The organism is Burkholderia sp. BCC0419, assembly GCF_902830285.1.
Classification (GTDB): domain Bacteria; phylum Pseudomonadota; class Gammaproteobacteria; order Burkholderiales; family Burkholderiaceae; genus Burkholderia.
Genome location: NZ_CADESR010000003.1, coordinates 688,529 through 702,796 on the forward strand (window position 1 = coordinate 688,529; position 14,268 = coordinate 702,796).

Annotated in this window: 12 protein-coding genes; 5 read left to right on the top strand and 7 right to left on the bottom strand. The window is 68.6% G+C overall.

The window, feature by feature from the left end:
• Window positions 1–18: 18 nt before the first annotated feature.
• From HWW87_RS21390 to HWW87_RS21410, 5 genes are all read left to right on the top strand, one after another.
• Complete coding sequence (locus HWW87_RS21390; RefSeq protein ID WP_175822017.1) at window positions 19–906, top strand: LysR family transcriptional regulator; 888 nt, start codon at window positions 19–21, stop codon at window positions 904–906.
• Window positions 907–1,075: 169 nt separating this feature from the next.
• Entirely contained in the window at window positions 1,076–2,512 is a 1,437-nt protein-coding gene (locus HWW87_RS21395) for a D-aminoacylase (RefSeq protein WP_175822018.1), read from the top strand.
• 72 nt (window positions 2,513–2,584) lie between these two features.
• Window positions 2,585–3,925 carry an MFS transporter gene (locus HWW87_RS21400; RefSeq protein ID WP_175822019.1) on the top strand — a complete coding sequence of 447 codons (1,341 nt, stop codon included), beginning with the start codon at window positions 2,585–2,587 and terminating at the stop codon, window positions 3,923–3,925.
• Window positions 3,926–3,939: 14 nt separating this feature from the next.
• Complete coding sequence (locus HWW87_RS21405) at window positions 3,940–5,283, top strand: amidase family protein (protein WP_175822020.1); 1,344 nt, start codon at window positions 3,940–3,942, stop codon at window positions 5,281–5,283.
• A gap of 120 nt (window positions 5,284–5,403) precedes the next feature.
• On the top strand, window positions 5,404–6,645 hold the full coding sequence (locus tag HWW87_RS21410) for an FAD-binding oxidoreductase (protein WP_175822021.1): 1,242 nt from the start codon (window positions 5,404–5,406) through the stop codon (window positions 6,643–6,645).
• 49 nt (window positions 6,646–6,694) lie between these two features.
• On the opposite strand, the gene HWW87_RS21415 is transcribed toward HWW87_RS21410, so the two are convergent.
• The 7 genes from HWW87_RS21415 to HWW87_RS21445 form a co-directional block, all read right to left on the bottom strand.
• Window positions 6,695–7,840, bottom strand: a complete 1,146-nt coding sequence (locus HWW87_RS21415) for an alpha-hydroxy acid oxidase (RefSeq protein WP_175822022.1) — start codon at window positions 7,838–7,840, stop codon at window positions 6,695–6,697.
• A 183-nt stretch (window positions 7,841–8,023) separates the two neighbouring features.
• The gene (locus tag HWW87_RS21420; RefSeq protein ID WP_175822023.1) at window positions 8,024–8,791 is read right to left on the bottom strand and encodes a FadR/GntR family transcriptional regulator; all 768 of its coding nucleotides are present in this window, start codon (window positions 8,789–8,791) and stop codon (window positions 8,024–8,026) included.
• 67 nt (window positions 8,792–8,858) lie between these two features.
• Window positions 8,859–9,749, bottom strand: a complete 891-nt coding sequence (locus HWW87_RS21425) for an amidohydrolase family protein (protein WP_175822024.1) — start codon at window positions 9,747–9,749, stop codon at window positions 8,859–8,861.
• Window positions 9,750–9,812: 63 nt separating this feature from the next.
• Window positions 9,813–10,754, bottom strand: a complete 942-nt coding sequence (locus HWW87_RS21430; protein ID WP_174434313.1) for an ABC transporter substrate-binding protein — start codon at window positions 10,752–10,754, stop codon at window positions 9,813–9,815.
• Between the two features lie 94 nt (window positions 10,755–10,848).
• A complete protein-coding gene (locus HWW87_RS21435; RefSeq protein ID WP_174434312.1) occupies window positions 10,849–11,886 on the bottom strand; it encodes an ABC transporter permease in 1,038 nt (345 codons plus the stop codon).
• A gap of 28 nt (window positions 11,887–11,914) precedes the next feature.
• Window positions 11,915–13,453 (bottom strand): sugar ABC transporter ATP-binding protein, encoded by a 1,539-nt coding sequence (locus tag HWW87_RS21440; RefSeq protein WP_175822025.1) that lies wholly within the window; start codon window positions 13,451–13,453, stop codon window positions 11,915–11,917.
• 12 nt (window positions 13,454–13,465) lie between these two features.
• Complete coding sequence (locus tag HWW87_RS21445) at window positions 13,466–14,242, bottom strand: SDR family oxidoreductase (protein ID WP_175822026.1); 777 nt, start codon at window positions 14,240–14,242, stop codon at window positions 13,466–13,468.
• Window positions 14,243–14,268 lie beyond the last annotated feature (26 nt).

Here is a 14,268-nt window from a genome sequence, read left to right on the forward strand (position 1 = left end):
CCTGCACACCGGAGCTCCATGAAAGTCGAAAACTCGGAACTCGAAGCATTCGTCGCCGTCGCGGAGCTCGGCACGTTCCATCGCGCAGCGGAAAAGCTGAACCTCACCCAGCCGGGGCTGTCGCGCCGCATCCAGAAACTCGAACAGACGCTCGGCGTCGAGTTGTTCCAGCGCACCACGCGCAGCGTGACGTTGACGGGCGTCGGCCGCCAGTTCCTGCCGATGGCGCGCGAGCAGATCGCGCAGCTCGGGATGATGCTGTCGTCGATCCAGGACATCGCGCAAAAACGTTACGGCAAGGTACGGCTCGCGTCGATTCCGACGGTCGTCGCACAGGCGCTGCCCGACGTGCTGCGTCGCTACGCCGCCAAGTATCCGCACGTCGCCGTGCAGATCCTCGACGGCAATCACGACTTCGTGCTGTCGCAGGTGCGCGCGGGTATCGCCGAATTTGGCGTGAGCCTGCATCCCGGCGACGACGACGATCTCGTGTTCGAACCGCTCTTCACCGACCGTTACGTGCTCGCGGCGCACGACGACGATCCGCTGGCGCGCGCGGACGCCGTCACGCTCGGGGAGTTGCGCCATGCGAAGCTGATCATCGGCGGTCGCGACAGCGGTAATCGCCTGCTGCTCGAAATGCTGATGGGCCAGGAAGCGGTGCGAACCCGCTGGTTCTACGAAGTCGAGCACATCTCGTGCGTTGCCGCGCTGGTAGCGGCCGGGGTCGGCTGCGCGATCCTGCCCGAGAGCGCGCTGCGTGCATACGGCTCGCCCGCAGTGCGCGCGGTGCCGATCGCGAGCCCGACGATCGAGCGCACGGTCGGCATCGTGCGCCATCGCGCCATCTCGATGTCCAGCTTCGCGAGCGACCTCCATGCGCTGGTGAAGGCATCGTTCGCGTAACGCCGCGCGCCACGCGGCGGCACAGCGGCGCGCGCATTGATGCCGGTTTCGCATGAATCGCGAGCCGAACGGCATTGGACACCCGAAAAATGGCTGGGGACGATGGGGGCGAACATGAACGACGGAAACGGGCACGGCCCGGCTCCGGGCGAATTCTGGAGGAACCACCATGCATTTCGACGTGATCCTGCGTCGCGGCGAGTTGATCGACGGCACCGGCGCCACACGCTTCGAGGCCGATCTCGGCGTGACCGGCGAGCGCATCGCCGCGATCGGCGACCTGGGCGATGCGACGGCCACGCACACGCTCGATGCGAGCGGCCTCGTCGTCGCGCCGGGCTTCATCGACAGCCACACGCACGACGACGCGTTCGTGCTGACCGATCCCGACGTCGAGCCGAAGGTCGCCCAGGGCGTCACCACGGTGATCGCCGGCAATTGCGGCATCAGCCTCGCGCCGCTGCTCGCCGAACGCGACGTGCCGCAGCCGCTCGACCTGCTGGGCGCCTGGCAGTCGTTCCGCTTCCCGTCGTTTCGCGCGTATCTCGACGCACTCGACGCAACGCCCGCCGCCGTCAATACGGCGGCCCTGATCGGCCACTCGACGCTGCGCGTGCGGCACATGGCCGATCTCGACCGCGCAGCCAACGCGGCTGAAATCGCGGCGATGGCGGCCGACGTGCGCGAAGCGATGGCGGCCGGTGCGTTCGGCGTCTCGTCGGGCACCTTCTACCCGCCCGCGGCAGCCGCGACGACGGACGAACTGATCGACGTGTGCGCGCCGCTGCGCGAGACGGGCGGCGTGTTCGCGACGCACCTGCGCGACGAAACCGACGCGATCATCGCGTCGCTCGACGAAGCGTTCTCGATCGGGCGCGCGCTCGACGTGCGCGTGGTGCTGTCGCATCACAAGGTGGCCGGCAAGGCCAATCACGGCCGCTCGGTCGAAACGCTTGCGCATATCGACGCGCAGCGCACGCGACAACCGCTGTGTCTCGACTGCCATCCGTATCCGGCCACGTCGACGATGCTGCGCGCGGATCGCATCCGCCAGTCGTCACGCGTGATCCTCGCGTGGTCGAAGCCGCATCCCGAACTCGCGGGCCGCGATTTCCATGAACTGCTGCCGCTGTTCGGCGATTCCGTCGACGCCGCGATCGACGCGCTGCGCCCCGCCGGCGCGATCTACTTCGTGATGGACGAAGCGGATGTCGAGCGCATCATCCGTCACGAACTGACGATGGTCGGCTCCGACGGCCTGCCCAACGACATGCGCCCGCACCCGCGCTTGTGGGGCACGTTCCCGCGCGTGCTCGGCGAATTCTCCCGCGAGCGCGGCCTGTTCCCGCTCGAAACCGCCGTGCGCAAGATGACGGGCCTCACCGCCGAGCAGTTCGGCATCGCGGAGCGTGGGCGGCTCGCGGTCGGTCATTACGCCGATCTCGTCGTGTTCGACCCGGCGCGCGTGATCGACCGCGCGACGTTCGCGAGCCCGACGCTGCGCCCCGAAGGCATCGAGCACGTGTTCGTCAACGGGCGGGCCGTGCTCGAACATGGCCGGCACACCGGCACGCGTCCCGGCCGGGCGCTGCGCCGCGACATCTAGAACCGGCCGATCGACGGCGCGCGGTCGCGTGGTCGCGGCAGCCGCCCCGGAGTCCACCTGCACGGAGTCACCATGACGAATCCCAACGGTGCCGCCACGCCGCGCGGCATGCAAGCCGGCCCGCCCGCGCACGCGGAAGCCGTCGCCCCCGGCCTCGATGCGCTGTATGCACGCCTGAGCCGGCGCATCATTCCGCTGATCCTGGTCTGCTATTTCTTCGGCTATCTCGACCGCGTCAACGTCGGCTTCGCGAAGCTGCAGATGGTGACGGACCTGCACCTCACGGACGCCGCATACGGCGTCGGTGCGGGCCTGTTCTTCGTCGGCTATCTGCTGCTGCAGGTGCCGGCCGGCTGGCTCGTGCGGCGGATCGGCGTGAAGCGCTGTCTCGCCGGCTCGATGCTGACGTGGGGCGTCGTGTCGGTCGCCACGCTCGCGACCCGCGACACCGCGAGCTTCTACGCACTGCGCTTCCTGCTCGGCGTGACCGAAGCGAGCTTCTTTCCGGCCGTGATCGCGTACTTCAGCGTGTGGTTTCCGTCGCACCGGCTCGCGAAGGTCATGGCCTTCCTGTTTCTCGCGATGCCGCTCGGCGTGATCGTCGGCGGGCCGCTGTCGGGCTGGATCATGGACGCCACGCACGGCGGCTTCGGGCTGCGCGGCTGGCAGTGGATGTTCGTGATCGAAGGCCTGCCGGCCATCGTGCTCGGCCTGTACCTGCTCGTGCGTGTGACGGAACGGATCGACGACGCAACCTGGCTGACCGATACGGAAAAGCGGATGATTCACGCGGAGATGGCTCAGGAAGCGGCCGGCAAGCGCACCCATCTCAGCGCCGCGCTGCGCGAGCCGACCCTGTGGCTGCTGTTCGCGACGTCGTTCCTCTACAACGTCGGCAACTACGGGCTCGTGTTCTGGATGCCGACGATGATCAAGGCGCTCGGATCGTTGAGCAACCTCCAAATCGGCCTGGTCAGCGCCATCCCGTACCTGGTCGCGTCGGTCGCGATGGTCGCGAACGCGCAGCATTCGGTGCGGACCGGCGAACGCCGCTGGCATACGGCGCTGCCCGTCGCGATCGGCGGCGTCGCGCTGCTCGCGAGCCTCGGCATGCGCGCGCATCCCGTGCTCGCGGTCGCGTGCCTGACCGCCGGCGTGGCCGGCATCATGAGCACGCTCGCGATGTTCTGGAGCCTACCGTCGCGAATTCTCGCGGGAGAAGCGGCCGCGGGCGGCGCCGGGCTCGTCAACATCGGCGCGGCCGTCGCGGGGTTCGTCGGCCCGACGCTGATGGGCTATGCCACTGGATTGACGGGCAGCACCGAGCTCGGCGTCGCGCTGCTCGCCTTCACGCTGTTCGCCGCCTCCGCGCTGATCCTGTCGATTCCGCGCCGGCTCATGGTGCGCACGTGAACGCGGCGCCGTCGATGCGCAGCGCGCTGGCGTTGGCGGCCGGGGTGCGCAGCGGGCGGGTGAGCGCGGCGTCGCTCGTGCAAACCGTGCTCGCCGACATCGCCGCGCGCGACGGTGCGATCAACGCCTGCGCGGCCACCTTCGACGAGCGGGCCAGGCGCGATGCGCTGCGCATCGACCGCCTCGTGCGGGACGGGCGCGACCCGGGCCCGCTGGCAGGCGTGCCATTCCTCGTGAAGTGGAACATCGACGTGACGAGTTATACGACGGTTGCCGGATCGCCGGCGCGCGCTGCGTTGCCGGCCGCCCGCGCCGATGCGCCGATCGTTGCGCGACTCTGCGCGGCCGGCGCGGTCCCCCTAGGCGCGACGCAGATGGACGAACTCGCGTGCGGCGCCACCGGCGTGAATCCGCACTATGGCGCGGTGCACCTGCCGGCCGATCAGACGCGCATGACGGGCGGCTCGTCGAGCGGCTCGGCCGCCTCGGTCGCCGCCGGATACGTGCCGCTCGCGCTCGGCAGCGATACCAACGGCTCGATCCGCGCGCCGGCGGCGCTGTGCGGCGTATGGGGGTTTCGTCCCGGCGACGGACGGCTGTCACGCGCCGGCTGCGTGCCGTATGCTGACTCGCTCGATACCGTCGGCGGGTTCGCGAACGATATCGACGATCTTGCGGTGCTGTATGACACGCTGTGCGAAGCACGTGCACCGCGCGCGCAACCGCCGCGCGATCCAGCCGCCCCGCTTCGCGTCGCCGTGCTGACCGGCGATTTCGAAACACATGCCGATGCGGATGCGCAACGCGCTGTCCGGCGTGCAGCGGCGTGCCTGCGGGCGAGCGAAGCCGTGCCCGTCGCCAGCGACGAAGTCGCGCACGTGCGAGAAGCGGCGCTCGTGATCTCGAACGTGGAGCTCGCGCGCGCCCATCGCGGGTTGCTCGACGCCCCGGCGGCGCTCGTCTCCGAGCGCCTGCGGTCGCGCGTCGCGGCCGGCCTCGCGACGTCCGACTCCGCGTATCGGCACGCGCTTGCCTGCCGTGCCGCCTGGCGTGCGCGCATTGCAGCGCTGTTCGCGCGCTACGACCTGCTGCTCGCGGCCGCGACGCCTTGTGCGGCGCCGCGCTTCACCGACGCGACCGTCGAGGTCAACGGCGTCGCGCTCGAACCCGCGAAGACGCTCGGCCTGCTGACGCAGCCGATCTCATTCGCGGGGCTGCCGGTCGTCAGCGCGCCGTGCTTCGCATCGGGCGAACTGCCGGTCGGGGTGCAGTTGATCGGTTCGCCCGGCGATGACGCGGTGTGCTTCGACGCCGCGCGGCAGTTCTCGGCGGCGTGGCGCGACGACATGCGCCGGTAGCGACACGCCCCTCTTGGTGCCCCGCGCCGCCGCGAGTATGCTTGTGCTTCGCACGCTCTCCAACACGCGGCGGCACGGTAGACGCGACACCGATGCCCCGCCAACCGTCACTCACCATCGATGGATTTCGACGTCATCGTTCTCGGCGCCGGCATCGTCGGCGTCTGCGCCGCGCTGCACCTGCAGGATCGCGGCCGCAAGGTCGCCCTCGTCGATCGCGGCGCGCCCGGCGAAGGCACGAGCTTCGGCAATGCCGGGCTGATCGAGCGCTCGTCGGTCGAGCCGTATCCGTTCCCGCGCAGCCCGTTCACGCTGATGCGCTATGCGCTGAACCGTTCGACCGACCTCTACTGGCACAGCGCGTCGCTGCCCGCGTTCGCGCCGTGGCTTGCGCGGTTCTGGTGGGAATCGGCGCCGCTGCGTCACGCGGCGGCTTCGCGCGACATGCTGCCGCTGATCGAACGCTGTATCGTCGAACACGACGCGCTGATTTCGCGCGCCGGCGCCGGCGAGCTGATCCGCGCGAGCGGCTGGCTCGAAGCGTTCCGCACGCCGGCCGCATTCGAACGTGGCGTGGCCGAGGCCGGCCTCACCGCGCGCCGCCACGGGCTCGGCATCACGCCGCTCGACGCGGCCGCGCTGCTCGCGCACGAACCGAGCCTCGCACCGGGCTTCTGCGGCGCGCTGCACTGGCTCGACCCGAAAAGCGTCGTCGATCCGGCCGCGCTCGTCAAAGCGTATGCGCACCTGTTCGTGCAGGGCGGCGGCACGCTGCTGACGGGCGACGCCGCGAGCCTCGACGCGCTGTCGCCCGGCTGGCAGGTGACGACCGACGACGGCCCGGCGGCCGCGCCGGCCGTCGTCGTCGCGCTCGGGCCGTGGTCCGACACGGTGTTCGGCAAGTTCGGCTACAAGATCCCGCTGCGCGAGAAGCGCGGCTATCACATGCACTACGCGCCGTCCGCGCGCGGCGTGCCGTCGGCGCCGATCGTCGATCGCGAATACGGGTACGTGATCGCGCCGATGCGACGCGGGCTGCGGCTGACGACGGGCGTCGAGATCGCGCGGCGCGGGCTTCCGCCAACGGGTGTGCAGCTCGAACGCGCGGAACGCGTCGCGCGGCCGGTGTTCGGTTTCGGCGAGCGGCTCGACCCGCATCCGTGGCTCGGCTTCCGGCCGTGCACGCCCGACATGCGCCCGGTGATCGGCCCCGCGCCCGCGCATCGCGGGCTGTGGTTCGCGTTCGGGCACAACCATCACGGGCTGACGCTCGGCCCCGTCACCGGCCGCCTGCTGGCCGAGATGATGACCGGCGAGGCGCCGTTCACCGATCCGGCGCCGTATCGCGCGGATCGCTTCTGAGCGCGCGATACCGGCCGGCACACAGGCCCGAATGGCGTCGCACCCGCCGTCAGCGAAAGCGCAGCTGATTCCGCCCGAGCTGCGAAACGGACGCGCAGCCCATCAGCCGCATGTCCCGTTCGATCTCCGCCCGCATCAGTTGCAACGCGCGCTCGACGCCGGGCTGCCCGGCGGCGGCGAGCGGGAACAGGTAATAACGCCCCAGGCCGACGGCCTTCGCCCCCAGCGCCAGCGCTTTCAGCACGTGCGAACCGCGCTGCACGCCGCCATCCATCATCACGTCGATCCGGTCGCCCACCGCGTCGACCACCTCGGCAAGCTGGTCGAATGCGGCGCGCGAACCGTCCAGTTGCCGTCCGCCGTGGTTCGACAACACGATGCCGGTACAGCCGATGTCCACCGCCCTGCGAGCATCGTCGACCGACATCACGCCTTTCAGGCAAAACTGCCCGTTCCACTCCCGCACCATCGCGGCGACGTCGTCCCATGACATCGACGGATCGAGCATGTCCGTGAAGTAGCGGCTGATCGAGATCGCGCCGCCGCCCATGTCGACATGCCGGTCGAGTTGCGGCAAACGGAACCGCTCGTGGGTCAGATAGTTGAACGCCCAGGCCGGCTTCAACGCGAACTCGGTCATCCCCGCGAGCGTCAGCCGGAACGGAATCGAGAAGCCGGTGCGCTTGTCGCGCTCGCGATTGCCGCCGGTGATGCTGTCCACCGTCAGCATCATCACGTTCACGCCGGCCTGCCTCGAGCGGTTCATCATCTCGCGGTTGAGGCCGCGATCCTTGTGAAAGTAGAACTGGTACACCTGCGGGCCCGGGCTGATCGCACGGGCTTCCTCCAGGCTCACGGTGCCGAGCGACGACACCCCGAACATCGTGTCGAATTTCGCGGCTGCGGCGGCGACCGCGCGCTCGCCGTCATGGTGAAACAGGCGTTGCAGCGCCGTCGGCGAACAATAGACCGGCATGCCGAGCTTTTGCCCCATGACCGTCACCGACAGATCGACATCGCGCACGCCACGCAACACGTTCGGCACCAGATCGCAGCTGTCGAACGCGCTCGTGTTGCGTCGATACGTGACTTCATCGTCGGCCGCACCGTCGATGTAATTGAAGATCGGTCCCGGCAACCGCCGCCTGGCCAGCTCACGGAAGTCGTGGAAATTGTGGCAATCGTTCACGCGCATTCGTCACACTCCATTCGGCGCGCGAGCGGCATGCCGGTGGGTCGGCGCGCGGCGCTCGCATCGCAGCGTTCGTTCGGTCCCGGCAGCCGGTGTCCTCGTGCGGGACGGATGCCGCGTCGGCACCCCGGGAGAGGCCGCATCGCGTCCGCCGCTTGCGAACATGCAGCGAATCGATTCGCGCGCTCAGTCGAGCGCACGGCCGAAGATGCGGATCACTTCGTCGAGATGCTCGGCCATCGCACGGCGCGCGGCATCGGGGTCGCGCGCGCGGATCGCGTCGAGGATCGCGCGATGCTCGCGCTCCGAGCGGTGCGGCATGTCGTTCGGCATGTACAGCGACTGCAGCCGCTGGAACATCAGGTCGTACTTGTGCGCGAGCAACTGCTTGATCATCAGCGCATACGCGGCGTTGTCGCTCGCTTCTGCGATGCGGATATGGAACAGCCGGTCGCCCGGGTGCGTGAGCGAGCCGCTGCGGTTGTCGTCCTGGTTGCGCAGGAACGCTTCGTGAATGCCTTCGATCTGCGCGTCCGAGCCGTGCTTCGCGGCAAGCGACGCGGCTTCCGGCTCGATCAGCCGGCGCGCCTGCAGCAGCGCGAACGGCGGGATTTCGGTGTCGAGATCGAGCGCGATGCCGAGTTCCGGATCGATCTCGACGATCGAGAACGGTGCGACCGTCGCGCCGGGCGCCGAGGCGGGTTCGGGCACGGCGGCCGTTTCGGGATGGCGCACCTTCACGCCGTCGCCGACGCGCACGCTGACGAGCCCGTTGACTTCGAGCGCGATCAGCGCCTCGCGCACCGACGTGCGCGACACGCCGAACCGTTCGGCGAGTTCGCGCTCGGGCGGCAGATAGCTGCCCGGCGGGAAATCGCCGGACTCGATCATCGCACTGAGCTTGTCGGCGATCTGCTGGTAGAGGCGGCGGTTCTGAATCGGCTGGATGGACATACGTTGACGCTGGTAATCGGTTTCGTTCCGGACGGCCTGACGAATCGACAGACCGCTCGCGCCTATTTTATATGCCGCGCTTCACATCGCCCGGCACCGCGTAGCACCGCGCGGCCGTGCCGCCCCACAACGCGCCGCGCTCGGCCGCCGACAGTCGCGATTCGGCCCAGCGTTCGACCAGCGACGCCACCTCGTCATACGACGCCGCGAGCAGGCACACGGGCCAGTCCGACCCGAACATCAGCCGCTGCGGGCCGAACGCGTCGAGCGCCGCGTCGAGACACTGCTCGATATGCCGGAGGTCCTGCCCGCGCAGGCCGCGCCGCCAGTCGGCCTCGGTCACGAGCCCCGACAGCTTGCACGCGACGTGCGGCAGCGCGCCGAGTTCATGCAGCGACGCGCGCCAGCGCGCGAGCGCCGTATCGTCGTGCTCGAACTCTGCGAGCGCCGGCTTGCCGGCGTGGTCGAGCACGAGCCAGTGCGCATCGTGCCGCGCGCAGAACGCTTGCACGTCCGGCAACTGGCGCTCGAACACGAGCACGTCGTACACATAGCCGTTCGCCTGCAGCCACGCGACGCCGCGATTGAAGCCGGGATCCGCGACGAACGCGCCGACGTCGGCTTCGTCCTGCACCTGATGACGAAAACCGCGCAGCTTCGGGCTGCGCCACTCGGCGACACGGTCGGCCAGCGCCGGCGCACCGAGATCCTCCCAGCCGACCACGGCCGCGATGCGTGCGTCGTCGCGCGCCAGATCGAGCAGGAACGCCGTCTCGTCGCACCCGGCGCGCGCCTGCACCGCGATCGACGCGTCGAGCGCCTGCGCATGCATCTGCGGCCACAGCGCGTCGGGCAGGTAGTCACGGGCGAGCACGCCCATCCCGGGGCCGATCCACGGATAGTCGGCCGCGCGATAACGCCAGAAGTGCTGATGCGAATCGATACGCACTGCGCCCATGATGCCCTCGTGTTCGATCACCGCGGCGGCGACGGCCGCCTCGCCGCCGCCCATCCGCCACGTTCAGTCGTACAACACCGCTGCGATCTTCGGATCGTCGATATTGGTCTTGTCGTACCAGTAGAAACCGGTATCGATGACCTTCGGCAGCTTCTCGCCCTTGATCGCCTTCACGGCCGCCTCGACCGTCTTGTAGCCGATGCCGATCGGGTTCTGCGTGATCGCGCCGGCCATCAGCCCGCTGCGGATCGCGTCCTTCTGCTGCTTGCCGGAATCGTAGCCGACGATCACGACCTTGCGCTTCATCTCGCGCACGCCGTTGACCACGCCGATCGCCGAGCCTTCGTTGGTGCCGAACAGCCCCTTGAGCTTCGGATAGCCCTGCAGGATCGACTTCGTCACTTCGGTCGATTTCAGCTGATCGCCTTCGCCGTACTGCACGGTCACGACCTTCACCTTCGGGTGGGCGGACTTCATCCGGTCGAGAAAGCCGTCGCGGCGGTCGATGCCGGTGCGGCTCGTCTGGTCGTGCGCGACCACGGCCACCTCGCCTTCGTCGCCGATCAGCGCGGCGAGCTTGTCGGCGGCGAGCGCGGCAGCCGCCTTGTTGTTGGTCGCGGCCGTCGTCACCGGAATGTCGCTGTCCACGCCCGAGTCGAACGCGATCACCGGAATCTTCTCGGCCTGCGCCTTCTTCAGCAGCGGCAGCGCGGCCTTGCTGTCCAGCGCCGCGAAGCCGAGCGCGGCCGGCTTCTTCGCGATCGCGGCCGACAGCATGTCGATCTGCTTGTCGACCATCGCCTCGGTTTCGGGCCCTTCGAACGTCACCTTCACCTTGTAGTCCTTCGCGGCCTGCGTCGCGCCCGATTTCACGGCCTGCCAGAACTGATGCTGGAAGCCTTTCGAGATCAGCGGGATATAGGCTTCCTGCGCTTGCGCGCCGGCCGTGACGCCGACGGCGAACGTCAGCCCGACGATCGCGTTCAACACCTTGCTCCTGATCACTTCGCGTCTCCTTGGTTGGTATCGACTGAAATGCCGGCCCGGCCGGCGGTGAAGCCCATGCGTGTTGGCGTCCGTATTGGCGTCCGTGTCTGCGTCAGCGGCGACGCCGGCGCAGGATGTCCACATAGACGGCGAGGATGATGATCACGCCCGTCACGACCGTCTGCCATTCCTGCGCGACCGACATGATGCGCAGGCCGTTGGTCAGCACGCTCATGATGAACGCGCCGATGATGGTGCCGACGATGCTGCCCGCGCCGCCCGACAGCGACGTGCCGCCGATCACGACGGCCGCGATCGCATCGAGCTCGTAGCCCTGCCCGAGCGCCGGCTGCGCCGAGTTCAGCCGCGAAGCGATCAGCAGGCCGGCGATCCCGCACACCGCGCCGCTGAACGTGTAGACGGCGATCTTCCACGCATCGACGTTCACGCCGGATAGCCGGAGCGCCTCCTCGTTGCTGCCGAGCGCGAACGTGTAGCGGCCGAAGATGGTGCGGTTCAGCACGATCGACGCGCCGATCGCGACGAGGAACAGGATCAGCACCGCGTTCGGGATCGGCAGCGCGGGAATCAGGTTGCCGATCAGCGAATCCTGCGCGATCGACGTGAAGCCCGGCGTGTCGTTGAAGTAGATCGGCCGCGTGCCCGAGATCACGAGCGACAGCCCCTTGAGCAGCATCATCATGCCGAGTGTCGCGATGAACGGCGGCACCTTCATCTTCGCGATCACGAAGCCCGACACGCAGCCCGACAGCGCGCCGAACGCCAGCGCGGCCAGGATCCCCAGCGGCAGCGGCATGCCCCACTTCGTCAGCACGACGCCGGCCATCACCGCGCAGAACGTCATCAGCGTGCCGACCGACAGGTCGATGCCCGACGTGATGATCACGTACGTACAGGCGACGGCCAGCACGCCGTTCACGGCGGTCGCCTGCAGGATCGACACGAGGTTGTCGACGTCGAGGAAGTTCGACGACGCGAAGCTGAAGAACACGATCAACAGCACGAGGCTCGCGAACGCGAGCAGCTTCTGCCGTGCGGCCGGGTTGAAGAAGCGCGATTTCAGGCTCGACGCGCCGGCCGGCGTGTCGCCGGTGGCAAGGGGCGGAACGGGATGCGTATCGTTGGACATGATCGGGTAGGCGTGTGAATCGGGACAATCAGGACAACACGGTCGACTCGCGCTGCGTCGCGAGCTGCATGATCTTTTCCTGCGTGGCGTCGGCCGCGCGCAGTTCGCCGGTCACGCGGCCTTCGCACATCACGAGAATCCGGTGGCTCATGCGGAGCACCTCGGGCAACTCGGACGAGATCATCACGATCGCCTTGCCGGCGGCGGCGAGCGCATCGAGCAGCTTGTAGATCTCGCTTTTCGCGCCGACGTCGATGCCGCGCGTCGGCTCGTCGAAGAACAGGATGTCGCAGTCGCGCAGCAGCCACTTCGCGATCACGATCTTCTGCTGGTTGCCGCCCGACAGCAGCCGCGCAGGCTGCGCGACCGACGGCGTGCGGATCGCGAGCTGCCGCACGTACGACTGCGCGGCGTCGCGCATCCCGCGCGCATCGAGGAACACGCCGCGGCGCACGAAGCGGCGCATGCTCGACAGCGCGATGTTGTTCTGCACGTCCATCCCGACCGCGAGCCCGAAGTGCTTGCGATCCTCGGACAGGTAGCCGATGCCGGCCTTCACCGCGTCGGCAGGCGTGCGGATCGTCACGGCCCTGCCGTGCACGCGAATCTCGCCCGCGTCGACCGGGTCCGCGCCGAACACCGCGCGCGCAACCTCGGTGCGGCCCGCGCCCATCAGCCCGGCGAAGCCGAGGATCTCGCCGCGCCGCAGCGTGAAGCCCACATCGCGGATCGCGCGGCCGCGCGACAGCCCGCGCACTTCGAGCGCAATCTCGTTCGCGGACGTATCGGGCGGCGTGCGGGATTCCGTGTCGAGCTGGCGGCCGACCATCATCGAAATGATCGTGTCCATCGACGTATCCGCCATCGGCACGGTCGCGACGTACTTGCCGTCGCGCATCACGGTCACGCGATCGGCGATCTGGCGCAGCTCGTCCATCTTGTGCGAGATGTAGACGATGCCGACCCCGTGCGCGCGCAGGTCGCGGATGATGCGGAACAACTCGGCGATCTCTGCGTTGTTCAGCGCGGCGGTCGGCTCGTCCATGATCAACGCGCGCGAGTCGAACGACAGCGCCTTCGCGATCTCCACCATCTGCTGCTTCGCGACCGTCAGCCGGCCGACCGGCGTGCGCGGATCGAGATCGAGCCGCATCCGCTGGAAAATCGCAGCCGCGTCGCGGTTCAGCCGGTCTTCGTCGACGAACACGCCGAAGCGGCCGCGCGGCTCGCGGCCGATGAAGATGTTCTGCGCGACGCTCAAGTGGTTCATCAGGTTCAGCTCCTGATGGATGATGCCGATGCCGAGCGCCTGCGCGGCACGCGGGTCGGCGATCTCCACCGGGCGGCCGTCCATCCGGATTTCGCCTGCGTCGCGCTGATAGACGCCCGCGAGAATCTTCATCAGCGTCGACTTGCCGGCGCCGTTCTCGCCCATCAACGCATGCACTTCGCCCGCGCGCAGGTCGAAACGGCAATCGTCGAGCGCCTGCACGCCCGGAAAGCGCTTGCCGATGCCGGTCAGCGCGATCAACGGCGGCGCGGTGTTCGGGTTCAGGTCGGGTTGCATGAATCGCGGCCCTCAGCTGATCGCACGATCGAGATGCGTATAGCCGCCATCGACGAACAGCCACTGGCCCGTCGTGTGCGATGCGCGATCCGACAGCAGGAACACGGCCGTATCGGCAATCTCGTCGGCCGTCGTGAAGCGTTGGCCGAGCGGCACCTTGCCCGCGATTTCCGCGACTTTCGCTTGCGGATCATCGAAACCGGCAATCCAGTTCCGATAGAGCGGCGTCATCACCTCAGCGGGGATCACCGCGTTCACGCGCACGCCGTCGTCGCGCAACGCGACGGCCCATTCGCGCGTCAGCGCGAGCTGCGCGCCCTTCGACGCGCAATAGCCGCTCGTGTTGCCCTGGCCGGTCACGGCCGTCTTCGACGAGATGTTGACGATCGCGCCGCGCGCCGCCTTCAGGTGCGGCACGCAGTAATGCGCCATCACGTAGTAGTGGATAAGGTTGCGTTCGAGCGATGCGACGAACGCGTCGCGCCCGGCGTCGAGCCCGATGCTGTCGTTGATGCCCGCGTTGTTGACGAGGCCGTCGATGCGGCCGAAGCGCGCGACGGTCTGCGCGACCGCGTCGCGGCACTGCGCGTCGTCCTGCAGCTCGACGGTCACGCACGCGGCGCGCGGCTGCTGCTGCGCGAGTGCGCGCCAGAACGCGTCGTCGGGCGCGTGGCGTGCGAACACCACCGGGATCGCGCCTTCACCGGCCAGCCGCATCGAGATCGCAGCGCCGATGCCCGACGCGCCGCCGGTCACGATCACGACCTTGTCTTGCAGATTCAAATCCACTTCGCGTCTCCGTCGTTCATGTTGTC